The organism is Zoogloea ramigera (assembly GCF_006539865.1).
Lineage (GTDB): Bacteria > Pseudomonadota > Gammaproteobacteria > Burkholderiales > Rhodocyclaceae > Zoogloea > Zoogloea ramigera.
Genome location: NZ_BJNV01000007.1, coordinates 26,091 through 47,357 on the forward strand (window position 1 = coordinate 26,091; position 21,267 = coordinate 47,357).

A 21,267-nucleotide genomic window follows, 5' to 3' on the forward strand; every position below is an offset into this window, starting at 1 on the left:
GGCATCTGGCGTACATCCTCACCGGCGTTCGGCTCGCCATCGGGATCATCTGGATCGTGCGGGTGCCCGCCGAGATGCTCGGGGTTTCGGAGGGGCTGGGCTATTTCAGCCTCGATGCCCGCGACCGGCTGGCTGACTCCGACCTGATGGCGGCGATCCTGGTGATCGGCTTCCTCGGCTACCTGCTCGACCACGCCGCCCGCAGCCTGCACCGGCGCTGGCTACATACCTGACGGGCGTGGCCAGCGGGCGAGCGAGCCACTGCGATGTGCATGGCCTCAGCCCGGTGGTGCGGCACGGGGCTGCGATGTCGCCCGACCTTGGGCGGCATCGCTGCTTATCTGTGAAGTAGATAATTGTTAGAGAAATTATTTAATTTTTAGAAGAGCAGGGGATGTTTAACATCACCGTTTTTCAACGTATCAGGCACTCATCATGGCCGCCTTCAACAAAGAAACCGTGCTCTCCGTCCATCACTGGAACGACAGCTTGTTCACCTTCCGCACGACCCGCGATGCGGGCTTGCGCTTCATCAATGGCCAGTTCGTGATGATCGGGCTGGAGGTCAACGGCCGCCCCCTGATGCGTGCCTACAGCATCGCCAGCGCCAACTACGAGGAGCACCTGGAGTTCTTCAGCATCAAGGTCCAGGACGGCCCGCTGACATCGCGCCTGCAACACCTCAAGCCCGGCGACGAGCTGCTGGTCAGCAGGAAGCCCACCGGCACCCTCGTGCTGCGGGATCTGAAGCCCGGCAAGCGCCTGTTCATGTTTGCCACCGGCACCGGCCTCGCGCCCTTCATGAGCCTGATCCACGATCCGGAAACCTACGAGCGCTTCGACAAGATCATCCTTATCCACGGCGTGCGCTGGACCAATGAGCTCGCCTACCACGACTACATCGAGGAAGACCTGAAGGAGCACGAATACCTGGGCGAGATGATCCGCGAGAAGCTCGTCTATTACCCCACCGTCACCCGCGAGCCCTTCCGCAACGAGGGCCGGCAGACCGATCTGATCCTGTCCGGGAAGCTCTTCGCCGACCTGGGCGAGCCGCCCCTCGACCCGGCCACCGACCGCGGCATGATCTGCGGCAGCCCGGCGATGCTCAAGGAAATCTCCGCCATGCTCGACGACTTCGGCTTCAAGATTTCGCCCCACATCGGCGAGGCGGGCGACTACGTGATCGAGCGGGCCTTCGTCGAACAGTAGACGCTGGCGCAGGAGGGCGTCGCCGGGCCCTCGCGCCTGCGCGCCATCCCCAGGCTCCGCCTGGGGGGATGGCGGTGTCCTCAGAGCCCTTGGGCGAGGGGCGCCCGGGCAGGAAACCCGCAAGTGGTTTCAGGAAGCGGTTCGCTCTACGCGCCCGGCGAGAAGCCGGCGCGGATTCTTGCGGTGGCTCGAACGCCCACCCCGGGGCGGGCTCAGGAAATGGCGCTCAGCGGCGGCAGGCCGTGGTGGGCGCGGGCCTTCAGGCACTGGCTGTCGCCGGCCTGCACTTCCCGGCAGGGCTCGGGCCGTTGCAGGTAAACCCGGCAGCCGACGTCGATGCCCAGCGTGCCGTCCAGCGCCACGCAGCGGGGGGCGCGGCGGTTGGTGCCGGCCATGCAGCTGAACCACGGGTTGAGCTGTTCGGTCAGTTCGGCCGGGAGCCCGCGGGCCTCCCCGTCGGCCCAGTAGAAGGACACGCGAAAGCTCGCGCAGCAGGCTCCACAGGCCTGGCAGGGGTTGGTGGCGGGGGCGCTGCTGGGCATCCGGGTGACAAGACCTTGTTCGGCGGGGCGCCGATTTTGGCACGGGTCTGCCCGTTTGCGGCAGGGGGTGGGCCTATTACGCTGGCTGGCGGTTCTGCGCCGGCGGAGGCGCTGTACGCACCCCTCGACGCGTGTCCGGGGGGCGGCCTCGGGCGGGCTTTCTCAGGGGTGGTCGTGGTCGCCGTCGGCGCCGTCGTCCATGTCGAGCGGCCACAGTTGGTGGGCGTCGAGCAGCAGACGGTAGCGCGATTCGCTGGCGTCGAGCCGGGCCAGGCGGGCCGCCAGGCGAGCCTCGTGGGCCAGGCGGCGGGCGTTGAGGGTTTCGGCGAGGCTGCCTTCGCCCAGCTGCCAGGCGCGCTCGCTGAGTTCGGCGCTGCGGGTGAGGGCGTCGGCGGCGCTCTGCTGGCTTTGCCAGCCGGCGTGGGCGGCGCGGGCGCGGCGGTGCAGGGCGGCGGCTTCGGCCTCGACCCGGCGCTGCACGCCGGCCTCCCGGTGGGCGCTCACCTGCACCGCGGCGAGGGCGGCGTCGGCGTCGGCGCGGCGGCCGGCACCGGGGAGCGGGATGCTCAGGCTCACGCCGAGGACGCGCTCCTCGCCGTCTCGCTCGCGCATCATGTTCACGCCAAGGCTGGGGTCGGGCCGGCGCTCGGCGTCGGCGCGGCTGGCACCAACGCGGGCGCGGGCGCTTTCGGCGCGGGCGACGCCGAGTTCGTGGTTGTGTTCGAGGATCGCCTGGATCCAGCGGGCGGCGTCGGCATCGACAAGGTCGGGGGCGGTCTCGGGCACGCCGGACGGCAGGGCGAGGGCCGGGTAGAGGCGGCGCAGGCTCTCGGCGGCCACCTGGCTGCGGCCGAGGGCCTGGGCCAGCTGGGCTTCGGCCTGGGCGAGGGCGGCGTCGGCCTGCAGGGCTTCGAGGCGGGGCGCGTCACCCAGCTCGACCCGGCGTTTCACGACGCTGGCCTGGCGGGCGAGGATGTCGCGCTGACGGCGCCACTGGTCGGCGGCGGCCTCCTCGCGCAGCCAGTCGAACCAGCCGGCCAGCAGGCCGCGGCTGGCCTCGTGGAGGGCGTCGCCGCGGCTGATTTTTGCGCTGGCGATGCCGGCCGCGCCGAGCTGGCGGTCGAGCTCGGCCTTACCGGGCAGGCGCAGGGCGCGTTCAAGGCCCATGCCCCACTCGTTGTAGCGCTCGCCGGGGGCCGGGCGCACGCGGCGCTGCTGGTCCGAGAGGCGCACCGTCCATTCGTGGGGGCCGGCCTCGAGGCGCCGGCTGCGGGCTTCTTCGACCTCGATCTGGGCACCGGCGGCGCGCACCATCGGGCTGCTCGACAGGGCTTCGATCACCTGGGCCTGGGGCGGCAGATCCGGCGCGTCGGCCGGGCCGGCGGAGTGGCCGGACAGGGGCAGGGTGGCGAGCAGGAGGGCGGCCAGCACAGTGGCCGGGCGGGGGCAGTTCTTCAGGCGTGGGGTGGTCATGCGAGCCTCCCGCTGGCGATGGCCGGCACCATCCAGAAGAACATCCGGCTGGTGGCGAAGCGCTCGCGCAGGAGGGCGAGCAGGGTGTCGGCATCGGCGCGGGGGACCACCAGCTGCACCCGACAGTAGGCCGCGCGCCCGCGCACGTGCTCGGCTGTGCCGATGAAGCTGACCCGCTGGCCGTGGCCTTCGACCGGCTGGGAGGTGAAGCCGGGGGCGAGGTCGGGGTGCTCGAGCAGGGTTTCGACGAGGGCGTCTTCCACGTCCACGGGCATTACCAGGGTCAGGACGACGGATGCGGATTCGAGACTCATCGGGGTGTTTCCGGGTTGGCGACGGTGGCCGGGGTGAGGCCGAAGCGCCGGTAAAGAAGGGGCAGCAGGAGCAGCGTGAGGGCGGTGGCGCTGACCAGCCCGCCGATCACCACGATGGCCAGCGGGCGCTGGACCTCCGAGCCCGGGCCGCTGGCGAACAGCAGCGGCACGAGGCCCAGGGCGGCGATGCTGGCGGTCATCATCACCGGGCGCAGACGGCGCCGGGCGCCTTCCACCACCACCTCGCCGATGGGCATGCCGCGGGCCTGGAGCTGGTTGAAGTAGCTCACCATCACGACCCCGTTGAGCACCGCGATGCCCAGCAGCGCGATGAAGCCCACCGAGGCCGGCACCGACAGATATTCGCCCGACGCGGCCAGCGCGAACACGCCGCCGACCATCGCGAAGGGCACCATCGCCAGCACCAGCAGGGCCTGGCGCACCGAGCCGAAGGTGGAGAACAGCAGCACGAAGATCAGCCCCAGGGCGATCGGCACCACCACGCCGAGGCGCGCAGCGGCGCGCTGCTGGTTCTCGAACTGGCCGCCCCAGGCGATGCGGTAGCCGGCTGGCAGCGGCACCTTGGCAGCGACCGCGGCGCGGGCTTCCTCGACGAAGCCGACGAGGTCGCGGTCGCGCACGTTGGACTGGATCACCGAATAGCGCTGGGCGTTCTCGCGGTCGACCTTGACCGGGCCGTCCACCCGCTCGATCTTGGCGACGCTGGAGAGCGGCAGGCTGCTGCCGTCCGGCGTGGTGATGCGCAGCGCGGCGAAGGCGGCCGGGTCGCGCTGGAGGTCGGCCGGGCCGCGGATGAGCAGCGGCACGCGGCGGGTCGATTCGATCACGGTGCCCGCCACCTGGCCTTCGAGCAGGCTCTTGAGGGCGTGCTGCACGTCCTCCACGTTGAGCCCGAAGCGCCCGGCGGCCAGGCGGTCCACCTGGATGCGCAGGTATTGCACGCCCTCGTTACGGATTGTGATGGTGTCCTCGGCGCCGGGCACGGCCTTCACCACCGCCTCGATCTCGCCGGCCAGCCGGTTGAGGGTGGGCAGGTCGGGGCCGTAGAGCTTGATCGCCAGGTCGCCGCGCACGCCGGTGAGCATCTCGGAGACGCGCATGTCGATGGGCTGGGTGAAGGTGAGCGCGACGCCGGGGAAGTTGTCCATCACGGCGCGCAGCTGGTCGGCGAGCCAGTCTTTATTGGGCTGGCGCCACTCGTCGCGGGGCTTGAGGACGAGGAAGGTGTCGGTCTGGTTGAGGCCCATCGGGTCGAGGCCGAGCTCGTCGGAGCCGGAGCGGGCGACGATGGTCTTCACCTCGGGCACGGCCCTCAACACCGCCTGTTGCACGGCGAGGTCGGTGGCGATGGTCTGGGCGAGGCTGATCGAGGGCAGCTTCTCGAGCTGCATGATGATGTCGCCTTCGTCCATCGTCGGCATGAAGGCCTTGCCCAGCATCAGGTAGGCGCCGGCGGCGGCCACCAGCGAGGCGCCGGCGATGGCCACCATCAGCCGCCCGCGGGCGAGGGCGAAGGTGAGCAGCGGCATGTAGCCGGCCTGCAGCTTGCGCACCAGCCAGGGCTCGTGGGCGCGGCCGCGCTTCAGCAGGAACGAGGCCAGCACCGGCACCACGGTGAGCGACAGCAGCAGCGAGGCCGACAGGGCGAACACGATGGTCAGCGCCACCGGGCCGAACATCTTGCCCTCCAGGCCTTCGAGGGTCAGCAGCGGCAGGAACACGATGACGATGATCAGGATGCCCGAGGCCACCGGCGCGGCCACCTCGCGGGTGGCGCGGAACACCAGGTGCAGCAGCGGCTGGCGGGCCGCGGCGCCGCCTTCGGCGAGCTGGGTCTCGACGTTCTCGACCACCACCACCGCGGCATCCACCAGCATGCCGATGGCGATGGCGAGGCCGCCCAGGCTCATCAGGTTGGCCGACAGGCCCACCGCGCCCATCGCGATGAAGGTGGCCAGCGCCGCCAGCGGCAGCATCAGCGCCACCACCAGCGCTGCGCGCAGGTTGCCCAGGAAGGCCAGCAGCAGCACCAGCACCAGCACGATGGCCTCGAGGAGAGCCTTGGAGACGGTATGCACGGCCCGCCCGACCAGCTCGCTGCGGTCGTAGAAGGGCTCCACCGACACGCCCGGCGGGAGCATCGGCGCCAGCTCGGCGAGGCGCTCTTTGACGCCCTCGACCACCTTGCCGGCATTGGCGCCGCGCAGGCCCAGCACCAGGCCCTCGACGGCCTCGGCCTCGCCGTTGCGGGTGACCGCGCCGTAGCGGGTGAGGGCGCCGATGCGCACCTCGGCTACGTCGCCGACCCGCACGATGCTGCCGGGGCTGGCCTTGAGCACGATGGCGCGCACGTCGTCGAGGGTCTGGATGGCGCCCTCGGCGCGCACCAGCAGGGTCTCCTCGCCTTCGCTCAGGCGGCCGGCGCCGTCGTTGCGGTTGTTGGCCTCGAGGGCGGCCTGCAGGGTGGTGAGGGTGAGGCCGCGGGCCGCCAGGGCGGCCGGGTCGGGGCTGATCTCGAAGCTGCGTACCTCGCCGCCCAGGCTGTTCACGTCGGCCACGCCGGGCACGGTGCGCAGCTGGGGGCGGATCGTCCAGTCGAGCAGGGTGCGCTTCTCCTGCAGCGAAACCGGCCCTTCGATGGTGAACATGAACATCTCGCCCAGCGGCGTGGTGATCGGGGCGAGGCCGCCGGTGGCGCCGGTGGGCAGGTTGCCCATCACGCCGGCGAGGCGCTCGCCGACCTGCTGGCGGGCCCAGTAGATGTCGGTGCCGTCCTCGAAGTCGAGCGTGACGTCGGCCAGCGCGTATTTTGAGGTGGAGCGCAGGATGCGCTGGTGCGGGATGCCCAGCATCTCCTGCTCGATGGGCACCGTGATGCGCGACTCGACCTCTTCCGGGGTCATGCCGGGAGCCTTGATGATCAGCTTGACCTGGGTGGTCGACACATCGGGGAAGGCGTCGATGGGCAGGTTGTTCCAGGCCCGCAGCCCGGCGCCCACCAGCAGCAGGGTGACCACCAGCACCAGCAGGCGCTGGGTGAGGGAGAACTCGACGAGGCGCGACAGCATGTCAGCGCCCCATGCCGAGCAGATTGGCCTTGAGCGCGGCGATGCCGGCGGTGGCGATGGTGGCCTCGGCCGGGAGCCCGCTCACCAGAATGTTGTCACCGACGCGACCGGCAGGCTGGACCGGCGTTGCGCGATAGCCGCTGGCCTTGCCCTCGGTGGCGGCCACGAAGACCCACTGCTTGCCCTCGTGGTGGAGCACCGCGCCTGCCGGCACCTGCACCGCCGCGTCGCCGGCCGCCTTACCGACGTCGAGGTCGACGGTGGTGGCCTGGCCCGGGCGCAGGCTGTCGGCTCCGCGGGTGACGAGGCCGCGCACCAGCACGCTCTGGCTGGCCGGGTCGACGGCGCGGCCGACGGCGATCACCTCGCCGCTGGCGCCGGTGGCGGGGATGCGCAGCCCGGCGCCCACCCGCAGCTGGCTTGCCACCGCCAGCGGGGCCTGGATGTCCACCGACAGCGGGTCGAGGCGGGCGATGCGGTAGAGCGGCGCGGATTGCTCGACCCGCTGCCCCACGCTGACCTGTTGTTCGAGCACGCTGCCGGCGATCGGCGCGACGAGGGACAAGGTCTGCCCGCGGCTGTGCTGGGCGAGGCGGAGCTCCTGGGCCCGCTCGGCGGCCTGGGCGGCGCTCTGGGCGGCGTTGGCGCGGCTGGCCTGCAGGCGCGATTCGGCGATCAGGCCTTCGCGGAAGAGCTGCTCGTCCCGCTTGAGGCTCTGCCGCGCGAGGCCGGCCTGGGCGTCGGCCTGGATGCGGTCGCGCTGCAGTTCGAGGGCCTGCGGGCTGGACAGGCGCACCAGCACCTGGCCCTTGGTGACGCTGAGGCCGGGCGCGGTCTCGAGGCTTTCGACGACGCCCGCCAGCGGCGCGGCGATCACCCGCACCTGGCTGTTGGGGATGCTGACGGTGGCGGGCAGGCCGGCGGCCGCTGCCTTGCTGCCGGCACCGACGCGCTGGGTCTGGATGCCGAGGGCTTGCGCCTGGGCCGCCGTCACCGGCACAAAGCGTGCATCAGCGGCCTGCACGGAGCCGGCAACGAGCAGCGCGCCGAGCAGAACAGGCGTGAGGAAACGGAGGGGAGCTTGCGGCGACATGGCGGCTCGAACAAAAGGCGAAGCGACCATTATGAGGTATTGAGTATTAAAGAAAGCTTAAGCTGCCGCCGCGCGCCGAGGCGTGCGCCTGTGGGCCGGACCCCGCGGGCTCGACCCATTATGGGGATATCGAGGCGTGCGGCCTGAGCTCCTTGACTATCATCACTTACCTGGTCGAAACCCAGTTTGACAGTGAATTTGCGTGGCGCGGGTGGGTTTTGAAGCGCGTTCAGGCAAGCTGCACGGGGCTTTGATCCGGTTTTCACGCTTGCCGCCCTGGGCTCTGCAGAGGGTGGCAGCATTGTCGCCCGCGCAACATCCTTCCCTGGAGATCTTCCGTCATGAATTTTCGCGTTGCCACCCAAGTTGCCATCCCCCTCTGCCTGGCCCTGGTTTCCGGTGTCGCCGGTGCCGCGTGCACGCCGGTCGCCGGTACCGTCAGGCTGGCGCCCGACGCGCTCTGCAAGGTCGCGGGCGAGAGCCCGGTGAAGGTCGGTTTCACCGGTCAGTGCTATAGCGTGCAGCTGCGGCTGGCGGGCTTTCCGGCGGCGACGGGGCATGCCGGCCTCACCAGCGAGCCGGTCGTCAGCATGATCCCGGACGGGGGCGCCGCCGCGACGCCGGCCTTCGTGCCCCAGGCCGGTACCCAGGCCGTACCGCGCCAGGTGATCCAGACCGCGCGCACGGTGGTGACCCTCGGCCAGCGCGGGCGCGCCACGACGCTGTACACCGACGACGTGATCGTGATGCAGATGGTGCCGACCGCCGCCGGCCTGGTGCCGGGCGCCGTGACCGAGCAGATCGTGATCCGCGACACCGACAAGAAGGGCGCCTACGCCAACGTCACCGGCCACCTGACGGTGCTGGGCAACAGCATCGACCAGAACGCCCCGGTCGTGGGCCAGATCTGCAGCCGCTGAGCGGCCTGGCGGGCAGCTGCTGCCCGCGCGTCCGTTGTGGTGCCACCAACGCCCTGCAAGGGGCGTTTTGCTTTGTCGCCCTGCCGGGGTCCGTAAGGTGCGGCGCCTTTGCGGGCGGGTCGCGGAGCCAGGTCGTCGCAGACAATGCCTGGCGGCGAGGCTCAGTCCGGCGCCTCGGGCAGCTTGCTGCACTGTTTGATGTAAGGGATGTCCGGCGAGACCCATCGGCGCCACTGGCTGGTGCTCATGTTGCGGGTGAGCTTGGCGCACAGCATGTCGGGCCAGCGGGGTGGGGCGGCCCACAGGTGTAGCGCGCCGTTGCGGTCCACCGACTGGAGGTGCTGGCCGCCCGGGCGGAAGTTGAGTTTCTGGATCTGGCTGGCGTGGCCCTCCAGGGCCGGGCCGATCGGGACGCCGCTGTCGGCCTGCCACAAGCGCAGCTTGTGGTCCCAGCTGCCGGAGGCGATGTGGCGGCCGTCCGCGCTGAAGGCCACGGAGCTCACCCACAGGCGGTGGCCGTACATGGCCTCGCCGATCGGGTTGCCGCTGGCCGGGTCCCAGCGGCGCAGGTTGCCGTCGGCGCTGCCCGACACGATCTGCCGGCCGTCGGGGCTCCAGGCGGCGGCGAGCACCCAGTTGCGATGGCCGGCGAGGGCCGGGCCAGCCGGCTGGCCGGTGGCGACGATCCACTGGCGCAGGTCGCGGTCGGCGCTGGCCGACACGATGCGGCGGCCGTCGGGGCTCCAGGCCAGCGCTGCGATCCAGGCGCTGTGGCCTTCGAGGGGCGGGCCGAGGGGGGCGCCGGTGGCGGCGTCCCAGAGGCGCACGGTGCTGTCCCAGCCGCCGGTGGCGAGGCGGCCGCCGTCGGGGCTCCAGGCGAGGGCCGAGACGGGGCCGGGATGGGCGGCGATGGCCTCGCCGATCGGCGTGCCGCTGCGCCCGTCCCAGCGCCGCAGGCTGCCGTCCATGCTGCCGGCGGCGAGACGGCCGCCGTCGGGGCTGAATTCGAGAGCGAGGACGGGCTGGGGCGCGGTGGGCAGCGGAGTTTCGTCGGGGCCGTCGGCGTCGCGGCCGGAGGCGACCCGCCACAGGCGCAGCTGCAGGGTTTCGTCGGCGGCGGCGAGGCGTTTGCCGTCGGGGCTCACCGCGAGGCTGACGAAGCGGCGGGCCTTGCCCGTGCCGAGCGCTTCGCCGACGGGCGAGGTGCTGCGTGGGTTCCACAGGCGCAGGCTGCCGTCGAAGCCGGCCGAGACGATGCGCGAGCCGTCGGTCTGGGTGAAGGCGGCCGCAGCGACCGAGTCGCCATGGCCGAGCAGCGCGTCGCCGACGGCAGCGCCGCTGGCCGCGTCCCAAAGCCGCACGCTGCCGTCGTCGCCTGCCGAGACGATGTGCCGGCCATCGCTGCTGAAGGCCACGCTGCGCACCAGCCCGTCGTGGCCGAGGAGGGGCTGGCCAATGCGCCGGCCGCGGGCCACGTCCCACTGGATCAGGTGCCCGTCCCAGGCGCCGGAGACGAGGCGCGTGCCGTCGGGGCTGAAGGCGACGCTGCGCACGGAGTCTTCGTGGCCCAGCAGCGGCGCGCCGAGGGGTTTGCCGTCGCGCACCCGCCACAGGCGCAGGCTGCTGTCGTTGCTGGCGGTGGCGAGCAGGCGCCCGTCGGGGCTGAAGGCGAGGCCGGTGACCGCTTCCGCGTGGCCGACCAGGGCCTGGCCGAGGGGCTGGCTGGTGGCCACGTCCCAGATCTGGGCGGTGTTGTCGTCGCTGCCCGAGGCGGCCAGCCGTCCGTCGGGGCTGAAGGCGACGGCCCGCACGGCGTCGGCGTGGCCGGTGAGGGGGAAGGCCAGGTCGGGCTGGATGCCGCCGTCGGTGACGGCCCACAGGCGCAGGGTGGTGTCGTCGCTGCCGGTGACGAGGCGCCGCCCGTCGGGGCTGATGGCGAGGCTGCGGATGTCCTCGGGGTGGGCTTCGAGGGGCTCGCCGAGGCGGGCGCCGGTGCGGGCGTTCCACAGCTGGAGCCGGCGCGCGTCGTCGGCGGTGACGAGGCGCTCGCCGCCGGGGCTGACCACCAGGCCGACCAGCGCGGTCGGGGTGGCAATGAGGCGGACCAGATTCTTCTCGCGGCGCAGGGCCTCCAGCAGCCCGCCTTCGGCTTCGGCGTCGGCCTGGCGCGCAGCGCCCGCCAGGCGCAGGGCCGCGAGGAGCTGCTGCATGGCGCGCTCGTCCGGCTCGGGCCGCAGGCCGGCGAACATGGCCGCCGCCTCGGCGCGCAGGCGCAGCCCGACGGAGTTGCGCAGCTCGGCGCGGGCATGTTCCTCGGCGGCCCGGGCGCGCTGGGCTTCGGCTTCGGCCCGGCTGGCGTTCTGGTGGGCGAGGTAGGCGCTCCAGCCGGTGGAGGCGGCCAGCCCGAGCAGGCTGAGGGTGACGCCGGCCACCGTCACGCGCCACCACTGGGCGGTGCGCAGCTGGCGGGGAGAGAGGCTCAGGCGGTCCACCACCGCGGCGGTGGCGACGCCACGGGCGATGGCCTCCTCGGTGTCGTCGAGCCAGATCTGGTCGTGCACGTCGAGCCACGGGCGCACCGCCTCGGTGAGAGCCGCGTCCTGCATCGCGCCGCCGATGTTGATCGGGATGATCGGCCGGCCCGGGTGGTGCTTGCGGAAGGTCTCGACTTCGGTGCGCACCCAGCGCGGGGCTTCCAGCGTGCCCCGGTTGGCGATCACGACCAGGATGCTCGAACGCAGCAGCGCACGCAGCAGGGTGTCGTCGAGATCCTCGCCCGGGGCGGCTTCGTCTTCGCTGTAAAAAACCGAGAAGTCCCGCTCCCGCAGCTGCCGGGCGAGGTCGGAGGCGTAGGACTGGGTGCCGCGCCCGGAGAAACCGAGGGCGAAGGAGATGAAGATGTCGTAGCCGAAGAGCGTCGAGGCGAAGGCGCGACGCCGGCGGGGCGGCCGTTGCCGGTGGCTGGGCGGAGGCGCTGCCGTCTGCGCGGCGGCTGTGGGCTGCTCGGACATGGGGGCCTCGGGGGTGGAGCCGGAGGAAGCGGAACGGTCTGGGTGAGGGGGAACCCTCTGAAAGTGTAGTCCGCCCTTGCCGGGCCTGCCGGCCGATGAACGGTGCGGGTGCACCGACAGGCGGGCGACCTGCGGCATCGCGCGAGCGTCATCTGCGCAGGATGTCACATGGAATTCACGCGAGGCGTTTGGCTTTTAGAAACAAGCTGCTACACTGCAAAGCACATAGGCAAACTGCAGGCAACTGCAGGACGCAAAGCCACGGGTCCTCCGCGTTGAGGATAGCCGGGTTGCCCGACACGCTCCTCGTGCCGGTTCTCCAAGCGCTTTGCGTTGGCCTTTGTAATTAGCCCCACGACTAATACAAGGGATCGACGATGAAGCGCTTATCTACCGTTCGCATGGCTGCTCCACGCGCAACGGCTCTGGTTTCCCGCTGCTCCGCCCAGGCTCACGCCCAGCCCCGTTCCCGGGACGCTTCGGTGTGCCTCGCCCACATCGCCACCTCGCGCCCATTCAGCCACGTGCGTTGCGTCCGGCGCGTTTCTGCCCGGCCTGCAGGCCGGATAGGCATCCAGCGTCAATCCCCCGTCAAGGTCGTTTCAAATTTGTCGTTACTGCTTACTGCATGCAGCGGCAATGGTTTTCATCAGGCGGTCCGGCAGTGCCCCCAATACCTCGGGCAACGTTGAATCGTCGGGATGGCCGGGTGCGTGCAGACACTGGTTTGCGGCCCCGCAGAGCAAGGCAGGATCGGAGGCGCACTATGCACAAAAAGACACTTCAGGGATTCACCCTCGTGGAGCTCATCGTTACGCTGGCCGTAGCGGCGATCCTCATGGGCACGGCGGTTCCCTCATTCACGTCGCTCGTGAATTCCAACCGGCTCGCCACCCAGGCCAACGACCTGCTGGGGGCGATGATGATTGCGCGCAGCGAGGCCATCCGCCTGAACCGCCGCGTGATCCTGTGCAGCAGCAGCGACGGGGCCACCTGCTCCAGCGACGCGGGGCGCTGGAACGGCTGGATTGTGTTTGCGGACAACAACCGCAATGACTCCCCCGACAGCGGCGAGGTGCTGCGCGTCGGCACGATCTCGCCGACCGATGTAGTGGTGCAGGGCAGCCAGCGGATCGTCGATCAGGGCAACCGCATCCGGATGGGGGCCGACGGCCTGGTTCGCGCCGCGACGGGCTCTTCGGCAGTGCTGCTGCAGGCCAAGCTGTCGGTGTGCATCGCCACCACTTCGGTGCCCCAGAACACCCGCGAGATCCGGATCGGGGCGGGTGGGCAGGGGCTGATCGTCCCCGTCAATAACGATGGCACCTGCCCCGTGCCGTCGAACGCCTGATCCATCCACCGGAACATCGGCAGATCATGAAAAAAATCTCCTCCCTCAAGACGCAGAAGGGCGTCGGGCTCATCGAAGTGCTGGTTTCCATGCTGATCCTGTCGATCTGCCTGCTCGGGATGGCGGCGCTCCAGACCGTGGCCCTGCGCAATGGCCAGAGCGCCCAGTCCCGCTCGATGGCGGGCATCATGAGCAACTCGATCACCGACGCGATGCGCGCAAACGTCACTGAGGCGCGTAATGGCGCCTACAACGGCAGCACCTGCGATGTGAGTGGCGAGCCGGGTGGCTCCCTCGCCGACTCGGACATCACCGCCTGGGTGAGCTCCCTCAAGCGTGCCATCGGCCAGAGCGCCTGCGGCACGGTGCTGTGCCAGGCCGGCCAGTGCGACATCACGGTTCAGTGGGATGACTCGCGGGCGAGTGCCGGCTCGAGCACCCACCTCGTCACGACTCGGGTCCAGCTATGACGCATCGCAGCAGCCCCCTCATGATGCCCTCGCCCCATCAGCGGGGGCATACGCTCATCGAGCTGATGATCGCGCTCGTCCTCGGGCTGGTGCTGGTGGGCAGTGTCTTCGTGGTGTTCATGGGCAGCCGGATGTCGTTCAACACCTCCGACAACCTGTCCCGGATGCAGGATTCGGCGCGCATCGTGTTTGCCCTGATGAGCCGTGAGATCCGCGAGGCGAGCGGCACGGGCTGCGGCAATGGCGGACGGGCCGACAACGACATCGCCCGGCGGAACCGCAGCGTGCTGAACGCGGCCCAGTCGGCCACGCCTTCCTGGTGGAGCCTGATGGGAACCGGCATCCAGGGTTTCGACGCCAGCCAGGTCACGCCGGCCGTCGCCATCGGCACGGCCGTGGGGCAGCGGCGGAGCAACACCGACGCGCTGCATCTGGCCGGAGCCTACGGGGCCGGCTTCAGCGTCGAACTGCATAGCGGCACGACGAACCAGTTCAAGCTCAACACCACCCAGTCCGGGCTCGCCGCCAATGACGTGCTGATCGTCTGCGACTACCGGCAATCGACGGTCTTCAACGCGTCGAGCGTCTCGGGCGACCGGGTGGCTTACGCGGTGGGTGCGGGCGGGCGCAAGAACTGCGGCACCGCCCTGGCCTACGATACGGGGGTGGCCTGCCCGACAGGCAGCTATTTCTACGACCCGCTGATCTCCCGCCTGAGCCGCTTCGGTGCGTCGGCGTGGTACATCGGCAACGGCTCCAGCGGCCGGCCGTCCCTTTTCCGGGTGTTCCTGGACGGGGGGCCGGAGGAGATCGCGGCCGGCGTCACCGACATGCAGATCACCTATCTCGCCGACGGCAGCACCGCCTACGTGGACGCCAGCGCGGTGACGGACTGGGCCAGCGTCTCCTCGGTGCGCCTCACGCTGAGCTTCGAGAGCGCGGACGCCGCCGTGTCCACCGCGACCACCGGAGACCGTCGCCTGACGACCGCGACGACCAGCACCATCGCCCTCAGAAACCGAATGCCATGAAACGCCCTGCAACCCACCAGCGCGGTGTCGCGCTGATCGCGTCGATGCTCATCCTGATCATCATCACGCTGCTCGGGCTGTCGACGATGCGCAGCGCCGGGCTGCAGGAGCGCATGAGCGGCAACCAGTACGACCGCAACGTGGTGCTCGAGGCCGCAGAGGCGGCGCTCCGCCAGGGCGAGGCGATCGCCGCGGCGCCCCTCACCATCCCCGCCACATGCACCAACGGCGTGTGCCCCAAGCCCGTTGCGGGCATGGCCGATCGCTGGACGGATTCGGGCTTCACGGGCTGGCAGGCGGCCACCAGCACGCGCCCGGCGCTCGTCACCAGCCAGTTCATCATCGAGGACATGGGCCCCCAGCCTGCCGACGGCACCTGCCATCTGCAGATCCCGGTCGAGCCCACCTGCCTCGTCCCGCTATACCGCGTCACGGCCCAGGCCCGGGCGACCAATAGTCGCGGCACCATCGTGACGCTGCAATCCAACATCCGCCAATAATCGGAGTCCGTCATGAGAACTCTGTCTTGTCGCTCGGCTGGCCAGCGATCGAAGCTGGCCACGCTTCCGGTGGCCGTGGCCCTCGCACTGGCGAGCTCGCCTGGCCACGGCGTCGTCGACCTCCCCACGGCGCCGCTGCAGTCAGCGGCGGCGATCCCCTCGAACATCCTGTTCCTGCTCGACGACTCGGGCAGCATGCAGTTCGAGATGATGCCCGAGGACCTGATCATCTTTTCTGATGCAAAGTACTTTTATCCTGTGGGTCGGCCCGTTATCGTTTATCTTTTTCCACCCCCCAATAACCAGTACAACGGCCTCAATTACTCGGCAGCCATCCCGGCCTTCGACGACCAGAGCTACCACAATTTTTTCCGGCGCTCATCGGCTAACAACAATATCTTCTATGATCCGACGATCACCTATACCCCATGGGTCAGGCACGACGGGTCGTCCTACGGAAACGCCTCGGCGACGGCCGCCTACTACAACCCCGCCAATACGGGGGCGGGCACCCTCAACCTGACTACCGAGAAGACCAACGTCAACAGCACCCTGTGGATCAAGGGGACCACCCCGGGCGATTATTCCCTGTGCTCCACCTACGCCTGCCAGTCCTACTGGCCGATCACCTTCTACATGTACAAGGGCACGGGCGATCGGGCCCTCGCCAGCAGCTACGTCAAGTACCAGATCCAGGGTGCGACCGGCTACAGGACGGACCTCAACGGCGGCACGCCGAGCGCCGTGAGCAGCTTCAACTGGGGTTCGGTGACGCGCACCGTGGCGGAGGAAACCCAGAACTTCGCCAACTGGTTCAGCTACTACCGCTCCCGCGCCCACGCCGCCAAGGCCGGTGCCAGCATCGCCTTTGCCAAGCTCGGCACCAATTATCGGGTGGGTTTCAGTACCATCAACACCGCGAGCCTCGGCAACGTCATCCCGACCTCCGGCACCTTCGACGGCACCAACCGCCAGAACTGGTTCAATGCGCTGCTCGGTGCGCCCATCCCGCCCCAGGGGACGCCCCTCAAGGAGTCCCTCAGCCGGGCCGGCGATTACTTCAGCCGCACCGACGACAGCGGGCCTTACGGCCCGGCGCCGCAGTTGTCGTGCCGCCGCAACTTCACCATCCTGACCACCGACGGCTACTACAACGAGCCGGCGGTACCCCTCAGCTTCGGCAATGAAGACAACACCGCCGGCTCCACGATCACCGGGCCGGGCTCCCAGAGTTATCAATACGTGCCGTCCCGGCCCTACCAGGACAGCTACACCGGCAGCCTGGCCGACATCGCGATGTATTACTGGAGGCGGGATCTGCGCACCGATCTCACCAACAACATCCGCACCACCAGCACCAACCCATCGTTCTGGCAGAACATGAGCACCTTCACCCTGTCCCTGGGGCCCCAGGGCACGCTCACCCCGCCGCCCAAAACACCCAACGATCTGGCCGCCCTGACCAGCGGGAGCAAGGTCTGGCCCGACCCCGCCACCGGCGAAGCCAAGAAGATCGACGACCTCTGGCACGCCTCGGTGAACGGCCGCGGCACTTTCGTTGCCGCCAAGAATCCCACCGAGTTCGCCGAGGGCCTGGTGTCGGCTCTCAACACCATCGGCGAGTCGGGTGGCGCGTGGAACGTCGCCCTCACGTCCAGCACGGTCGAGACCGACGGCCGGGTGTTCGTTGCCCGCTACGACGGCAGCTGGGGCGGTGACCTGTGGGCCGTGGCCTACAACGCCACGGGCAACATGAACACCACCGCCGACGGCACGCCGATCCCGGTCTGGAAGGCATCCACGCAACTGCCGGCCGCGGCTGATCGCAAGATCTTCACCTGGAAGGACAACGGTGGTGGTGGCATCGCGTTCACTTACAACAACCTCAGCAATGCCAAGCAGACCGCGATCGGCAGCAGCGACGTGGTCGATTTCGTGCGCGGCGTCACCAGCAAGTCGGTGGCCAGCGGCGGCACCCTGCGCAACCGCAGCTCCCTGCTGGGCGACATCGCCAACCCCGCGCCGGTGTATGTGAAGGCCTCGAATACCGTTTTTGCGCCGGCCAACGACGGCATGCTCCACGCGTTCAATGCCGCCACCGGCGCCGAAGTGTTTGCCTACATCCCGGGTGGGGTCAATTTTGCCGACCTGAAAGCCTTCTCCAGCCCGACCTATTCGCACAAGTTCATCAACGACGGCGAGATCGCGGTGTCCGACCTGGCTGCCACCGGCAAGAACATCCTCGTCGGCTCCCTCGGCCGCGGCGGCAAGACGGTGTATGCCCTCGATGTCACCAACCCGGCGAGCTTCGGCACCAACAACGTGATGTGGGAGTTCACCGACACCGATCTGGGCCAGGCCCTCGGCAAGCCGGTCATCGTCAAGCTGAACACCGGCGACTGGGCGGTGCTGATCGGTAACGGCTACAACAGCAGTACCGAGAAGGCCTTCCTGTTCGTCATCAACCTCAACACTGGCGCGCTCATCAAGAAGATCGCCACCGGGGTGGGGTCTTCGACCAGCAGCAACGGGCTGGCGACGCCGGTGGGTTTCGACCAGAACGGCGACGGCAAGCTCGACCTGGCCTATGCGGGCGACCTCCTGGGTAACTTCTGGAAGTTCGACCTGACCGGTGCCAGCTCCGCCTGGACCGCCACCTCGATGTTCGTCGCCAAGGATGCCAGCAACAACGTCCAGCCGATCACCGGCGGCCTCTCCATCGCCATCGACCCCAAGACCAACAAGCGCTGGATCTTTGGCGGAACCGGTCGCTACCTGTCGAACTCCGACGTCTCCAGCACCGCGGTCCAGAGCTGGTACGGCCTGATCGACGATGGCACCGTGATCAGCTCCCGCGCCTCGCTCACCCAGCGTACCCTCAGCGCCGCCTCGGCCCAGGGCAGCTACCTCACGCGGACCTTCTCGGTCGCCAGCGCCAACGACATGGTCGGCAAGAAGGGCTGGTACGCAGACCTCACCCCCGCCAGCGTGGCGAGCGGCGAGCGGATCGTCTCGCGCAGCCAGTACTCGGCGGGCGTGCTGTACGTGAGCAGCATCGTCCCGAGCTCAGACGTGTGCGCCTCGGGGGGCAGCGGCTTCGTGAATGCGGTGGACGCCTTCAGCGGCGCCAGCCTCACCAAGCCCTTCTTCGACATCAACAACGACAAGCTCTTCACCGACGCCGACAAGAAGCTCGAAGGCGGCCGGCTGCTCCCGGCCGGCTCGATCCGCACCACCGGGATGATCGGTGAGATCAACGTCAAGAAGATCAGCGGTGACCAATCCACCGCCCAGAGCTGCGACACCACCGGCGCCTGCAAGGCGCTGCCCAACCTCAACCTGCGTGCGCTCAGCGGGCGCATCTCGTGGCGCGAGATCGTCACCGAGTAAGCACGCTCGAGCCCGAGCGAAGGAGACCACCGTGCGCAACACACCACCGTCCCCACAGCGGCCGCTCCGGCGGCAAGGGGGCATGACGCTCATCGAGCTGATGATCGCGGTCGTCATCGTCGGCATCCTCACGATGATCGCCTATCCCAACTACACCAGCCATGTCGTCAAGAGCCGGCGCGGCCAGGCCACCGCCTGCCTTCAGGAGGCCAGCCAGTTCATGGAGCGCTTCTACACCACCAACCTGCGCTACGACCAGACCACCGGCGGCGCAGCGGTCAGCCTGCCCACCACGTCGTGCATCCAGGACATGAGCGGCCGCTACGTGATCTCGATCGGCAGCGTGAACGCCAACAGCTTCGTCCTCCGGGCAACGCCCCAGGGCGCCCAGGCCAGCTCCGACACCCAGTGCGGCACCTTGAGCCTCAGCCAGAACGGGACGAAGGCGGTGTCGGGCACGGCGGCGGTGGCTAGCTGCTGGTGAGCGCTGCAGGCCACGAACGGGATTGCCCACTTTTTGGGAGGAGTTGCCCCCGATATGTTGGTTGATATCGCTCGAGTGGTTTACCGGCTTGATGGAATGTCGGTGGGAGCCGGGGCGGGTTCAAAGCGGTACCACCACAAGCGGCTCTCCCGGTAAGGAAGAAGGAAGGCGAACAGGCCATATTCCTTGGCCTCGTATCGAATGATGAGTGACCCGTCCGAGGCTTTGCCGATCTCATTGTGGGCGAAGCGGGTGGCCACCCGGATGTGGCTCGACCCGCTGGAGCTCAAATCCATCCGTAGATACTTGGGCGTGCAACTGAAGGACTCGCCCTTCTTCAGAACTGTTCGATAGATCAGCTTGCCCTTTTCAAGCAGGCTGACTTCGAGGTCCGAGCGCCTGGTCATCTGAAGCACGACTTGGTCGGCCCACTTGGGGTCGATGCCTTCGCTCATCAGTTTGCCGAATGAAAGCAGCTCCATGCCCAGATGGCTGGAGGACATGCTCTTCGAGTCGTTTTCACCCAGCATGAGATCGCCGGTGTTCTTGTAGGCCCCATCCAGGTCGGGGCAGGCCGCACCGGGTTTGCCATCCGATACCGGCGGCCAGAAAGAGGGGTAATCGACGGCCTGGCATGCAGCCGCCGCCAGAAGCAGCGGCGCCATCAAGTATCGGATGACCTCTGGCATGTCGGCTGTCGTTTTCTCAAAGCCCGTTCGCCATCGTATCCCGGCGCGAGATCCGGATGGAGGATCTGCACGGACCACGGTTTCGCAATGAGGTCCGTCGATCGGCCCGCGCCCACTTACTCAGTAGATCTCCCGCGTCTCCAGGAACCTGATGCCCGGGAAGCGCTCCTGGGCCATCTGCAGGTTGACCCGGTTGGGCGCCAGGTACACGTAGTCGCCGTTGCCGTCGAAGGCCATGTTGGCGGGGGATTTGTCGGCGAGGGCCTTGAGGTCGGCGTCGCTGCCGCGCAGCCAGCGGGCGGTGACGTAGCTGCAGGATTCGAACATCACGTCCACGCCGTATTCAAACTCCAGCCGGTGGGCCACCACGTCGAACTGCAGGGTGCCGACGGCGCCGAGGATGAGCTCGTTGGTGGTGGTGGGGCGGAAGAGCTGGGTTGCGCCCTCCTGGGCGAGCTGCTCAAGGCCCTTCTGCAGCTGCTTCATCTTGAGCGGGTTCTTGATCTGGGCGCGGCGGAAGTGCTCCGGCGCGAAGCTCGGGATGCCGGTGTATTGCAGGTCTTCGCCTTCGGTGAAGGTGTCGCCCAGGTGGATCGTGCCGTGGTTGGGGATGCCGATGATGTCGCCGGCCCAGGCTTCGTCGGTGGTGTTGCGGTCCTGCGCCATGAAGGTGATGGCGTTGTTGATGGCGAGGCTCTTGCCGGTGCTAACTTGCTTGAGCTTGCCACCGCGCTCGAAGCGGCCGGCGCACACACGGATGAAGGCGATGCGGTCGCGGTGCTTCGGGTCCATGTTGGCCTGGATCTTGAACACGAAGCCGGAGAACTTGGGCTCGATGGGTTCGACCGTGCGGCTCTTGGCCGGGCGGGGCAAGGGGGCGGGGGAGAGCTCGACCACCGCATCGAGCAGGCTCTGCACGCCGAAGTTGTTCACCGCCGACCCGAAGAACACCGGGCACTGCTTGCCCTCAAGGTAGGCTTCGCGGTTGAAGGTGTGGGAGGCGCCGCGGACGAGCTCGATGTCCATCCGCAGCTCATCGGCCTGTTCGCCGATGGCTTCGTCCAGGCGCGGGTTGTCGAGGCCCTGGATGATCTCCGAGGTGCCTTTTTCGGCCTGGGGGTCGAAGAACTGGATGGTGTCGGTGTAGAGGTGATACACGCCGCGGAAGCGCTTGCCCATGCCGATCGGCCAGGTCATCGGGGCGCACTGGATGCCCAGCACCGACTCGATCTCGTCGAGCAGCTCGATGGGCTCGCGGCCCTCGCGGTCGAGCTTGTTGATGAAGGTGACGATGGGTGTGGCGCGCAGGCGGCAGACGTTGAGCAGCTTGATGGTCTGGGCTTCGACGCCGTTCACCGAGTCGATCACCATCACCGCCGAGTCGACGGCGGTGAGGGTGCGGTAGGTGTCCTCGGAGAAGTCTTCGTGGCCCGGGGTGTCGAGCAGGTTGATGACGCAGTCGCGGTACGGGAACTGCATCACCGACGAGGTCACCGAGATGCCGCGCTGCTTCTCGAGCTCCATCCAGTCGGAGGTGGCGTGGCGGGCGGCCTTGCGGGCGCGGATCTCGCCGGCCACCTGAATCGCGCCGCCGAACCACAGCAGCTTTTCGGTCAGCGTGGTCTTGCCCGCGTCGGGGTGGGAGATGATCGCAAAGGTGCGACGGCGGGCGATTTGCTGGACGGCGGCGGTCATGGG

At 68.8% G+C, this 21,267-nt stretch carries 17 protein-coding genes and 1 riboswitch; of the genes, 9 read left to right on the plus strand and 8 right to left on the minus strand.

Features of this window, described 5'->3' with window-relative positions:
* The first annotated feature begins 62 nt into the window (after positions 1-62).
* A complete protein-coding gene (locus ZRA01_RS20920) occupies positions 63-233 on the plus strand; it encodes an ABC transporter permease family protein (RefSeq protein WP_246093260.1) in 171 nt (56 codons plus the stop codon).
* A gap of 202 nt (positions 234-435) precedes the next feature.
* Complete coding sequence (locus ZRA01_RS02820) at positions 436-1,212, plus strand: ferredoxin--NADP reductase (RefSeq protein ID WP_141349243.1); 777 nt, start codon at positions 436-438, stop codon at positions 1,210-1,212.
* 212 nt (positions 1,213-1,424) lie between these two features.
* Here the strand turns inward: ZRA01_RS02820 and ZRA01_RS02825 are convergent, their stop codons facing one another.
* From ZRA01_RS02825 to ZRA01_RS02845, 5 genes are all read right to left on the minus strand, one after another.
* On the minus strand, positions 1,425-1,754 hold the full coding sequence (locus tag ZRA01_RS02825) for a YkgJ family cysteine cluster protein (RefSeq protein WP_141349244.1): 330 nt from the start codon (positions 1,752-1,754) through the stop codon (positions 1,425-1,427).
* A 162-nt stretch (positions 1,755-1,916) separates the two neighbouring features.
* Positions 1,917-3,227 carry a TolC family protein gene (locus ZRA01_RS02830; protein ID WP_141349245.1) on the minus strand — a complete coding sequence of 437 codons (1,311 nt, stop codon included), beginning with the start codon at positions 3,225-3,227 and terminating at the stop codon, positions 1,917-1,919.
* Positions 3,224-3,541, minus strand: coding sequence for a DUF3240 family protein (locus tag ZRA01_RS02835; protein WP_141349246.1), 318 nt, complete (start codon positions 3,539-3,541; stop codon positions 3,224-3,226). Before ZRA01_RS02835 ends, ZRA01_RS02830 begins: the two co-directional genes overlap by 4 nt.
* Positions 3,538-6,630, minus strand: coding sequence for an efflux RND transporter permease subunit (locus ZRA01_RS02840; protein WP_141349247.1), 3,093 nt, complete (start codon positions 6,628-6,630; stop codon positions 3,538-3,540). Before ZRA01_RS02840 ends, ZRA01_RS02835 begins: the two co-directional genes overlap by 4 nt.
* 1 nt (position 6,631) lies before the next feature.
* Complete coding sequence (locus ZRA01_RS02845) at positions 6,632-7,723, minus strand: efflux RND transporter periplasmic adaptor subunit (protein ID WP_170182889.1); 1,092 nt, start codon at positions 7,721-7,723, stop codon at positions 6,632-6,634.
* Positions 7,724-8,064: 341 nt separating this feature from the next.
* Here ZRA01_RS02845 and ZRA01_RS02850 point away from each other — a divergent pair, with 341 nt between their 5' ends.
* Complete coding sequence (locus tag ZRA01_RS02850) at positions 8,065-8,643, plus strand: hypothetical protein (protein WP_141349249.1); 579 nt, start codon at positions 8,065-8,067, stop codon at positions 8,641-8,643.
* A 161-nt stretch (positions 8,644-8,804) separates the two neighbouring features.
* Here the strand turns inward: ZRA01_RS02850 and ZRA01_RS02855 are convergent, their stop codons facing one another.
* Positions 8,805-11,654 (minus strand): toll/interleukin-1 receptor domain-containing protein, encoded by a 2,850-nt coding sequence (locus ZRA01_RS02855; RefSeq protein WP_170182890.1) that lies wholly within the window; start codon positions 11,652-11,654, stop codon positions 8,805-8,807.
* Between the two features lie 218 nt (positions 11,655-11,872).
* Positions 11,873-11,952, plus strand: a riboswitch (cyclic di-GMP riboswitch).
* 468 nt (positions 11,953-12,420) lie between these two features.
* On the opposite strand from ZRA01_RS02855, the gene ZRA01_RS20805 reads away from it, so the two are divergent.
* From ZRA01_RS20805 to ZRA01_RS02885, 6 genes are read left to right on the plus strand one after another with little or no spacing between them, the layout of a single operon-like run.
* Entirely contained in the window at positions 12,421-13,005 is a 585-nt protein-coding gene (locus ZRA01_RS20805) for a GspH/FimT family pseudopilin (protein ID WP_281279830.1), read from the plus strand.
* Positions 13,006-13,031: 26 nt separating this feature from the next.
* The gene (pilV, locus tag ZRA01_RS02865) at positions 13,032-13,475 is read left to right on the plus strand and encodes a type IV pilus modification protein PilV (RefSeq protein ID WP_141349252.1); all 444 of its coding nucleotides are present in this window, start codon (positions 13,032-13,034) and stop codon (positions 13,473-13,475) included.
* Between the two features lie 20 nt (positions 13,476-13,495).
* On the plus strand, positions 13,496-14,506 hold the full coding sequence (locus ZRA01_RS02870; protein WP_170182892.1) for a PilW family protein: 1,011 nt from the start codon (positions 13,496-13,498) through the stop codon (positions 14,504-14,506).
* Entirely contained in the window at positions 14,503-15,006 is a 504-nt protein-coding gene (locus ZRA01_RS02875; RefSeq protein ID WP_141349253.1) for a pilus assembly PilX family protein, read from the plus strand. Before ZRA01_RS02870 ends, ZRA01_RS02875 begins: the two co-directional genes overlap by 4 nt.
* A 12-nt stretch (positions 15,007-15,018) precedes the next feature.
* A complete protein-coding gene (locus ZRA01_RS02880) occupies positions 15,019-18,396 on the plus strand; it encodes a pilus assembly protein (RefSeq protein ID WP_141349254.1) in 3,378 nt (1,125 codons plus the stop codon).
* Positions 18,397-18,427: 31 nt separating this feature from the next.
* Positions 18,428-18,880: a type IV pilin protein gene (locus tag ZRA01_RS02885; protein WP_281279831.1), complete on the plus strand. Its 453-nt coding sequence runs from the start codon at positions 18,428-18,430 to the stop codon at positions 18,878-18,880.
* Between the two features lie 80 nt (positions 18,881-18,960).
* Here ZRA01_RS02885 and ZRA01_RS02890 read toward each other — a convergent pair whose 3' ends face one another.
* Positions 18,961-19,569, minus strand: a complete 609-nt coding sequence (locus ZRA01_RS02890) for a hypothetical protein (protein ID WP_170182893.1) — start codon at positions 19,567-19,569, stop codon at positions 18,961-18,963.
* Positions 19,570-19,689: 120 nt separating this feature from the next.
* A complete protein-coding gene (locus ZRA01_RS02895) occupies positions 19,690-21,264 on the minus strand; it encodes a peptide chain release factor 3 (RefSeq protein ID WP_141349257.1) in 1,575 nt (524 codons plus the stop codon).
* Positions 21,265-21,267 lie beyond the last annotated feature (3 nt).

Bases quoted from the DNA above. Each gene is read 5' to 3' on its own strand.
- ZRA01_RS02845 (WP_170182889.1), bottom strand. From the start codon at position 7,723: ATGTCGCCGCAAGCTCCCCTCCGTTTCCTCACGCCTGTTCTGCTCGGC.
- ZRA01_RS02895 (WP_141349257.1), bottom strand. From the start codon at position 21,264: ATGACCGCCGCCGTCCAGCAAATCGCCCGCCGTCGCACCTTTGCGATC.
- ZRA01_RS02855 (WP_170182890.1), bottom strand. From the start codon at position 11,654: ATGTCCGAGCAGCCCACAGCCGCCGCGCAGACGGCAGCGCCTCCGCCC.
- ZRA01_RS02880 (WP_141349254.1), top strand. From the start codon at position 15,019: ATGAGAACTCTGTCTTGTCGCTCGGCTGGCCAGCGATCGAAGCTGGCC.
- ZRA01_RS02840 (WP_141349247.1), bottom strand. From the start codon at position 6,630: ATGCTGTCGCGCCTCGTCGAGTTCTCCCTCACCCAGCGCCTGCTGGTG.
- ZRA01_RS02825 (WP_141349244.1), bottom strand. From the start codon at position 1,754: ATGCCCAGCAGCGCCCCCGCCACCAACCCCTGCCAGGCCTGTGGAGCC.
- ZRA01_RS02835 (WP_141349246.1), bottom strand. From the start codon at position 3,541: ATGAGTCTCGAATCCGCATCCGTCGTCCTGACCCTGGTAATGCCCGTG.
- ZRA01_RS02820 (WP_141349243.1), top strand. From the start codon at position 436: ATGGCCGCCTTCAACAAAGAAACCGTGCTCTCCGTCCATCACTGGAAC.
- pilV (WP_141349252.1), top strand. From the start codon at position 13,032: ATGAAAAAAATCTCCTCCCTCAAGACGCAGAAGGGCGTCGGGCTCATC.
- ZRA01_RS02875 (WP_141349253.1), top strand. From the start codon at position 14,503: ATGAAACGCCCTGCAACCCACCAGCGCGGTGTCGCGCTGATCGCGTCG.
- ZRA01_RS02850 (WP_141349249.1), top strand. From the start codon at position 8,065: ATGAATTTTCGCGTTGCCACCCAAGTTGCCATCCCCCTCTGCCTGGCC.
- ZRA01_RS02890 (WP_170182893.1), bottom strand. From the start codon at position 19,569: ATGCCAGAGGTCATCCGATACTTGATGGCGCCGCTGCTTCTGGCGGCG.
- ZRA01_RS20805 (WP_281279830.1), top strand. From the start codon at position 12,421: ATGCACAAAAAGACACTTCAGGGATTCACCCTCGTGGAGCTCATCGTT.
- ZRA01_RS02870 (WP_170182892.1), top strand. From the start codon at position 13,496: ATGATGCCCTCGCCCCATCAGCGGGGGCATACGCTCATCGAGCTGATG.
- ZRA01_RS02830 (WP_141349245.1), bottom strand. From the start codon at position 3,227: ATGACCACCCCACGCCTGAAGAACTGCCCCCGCCCGGCCACTGTGCTG.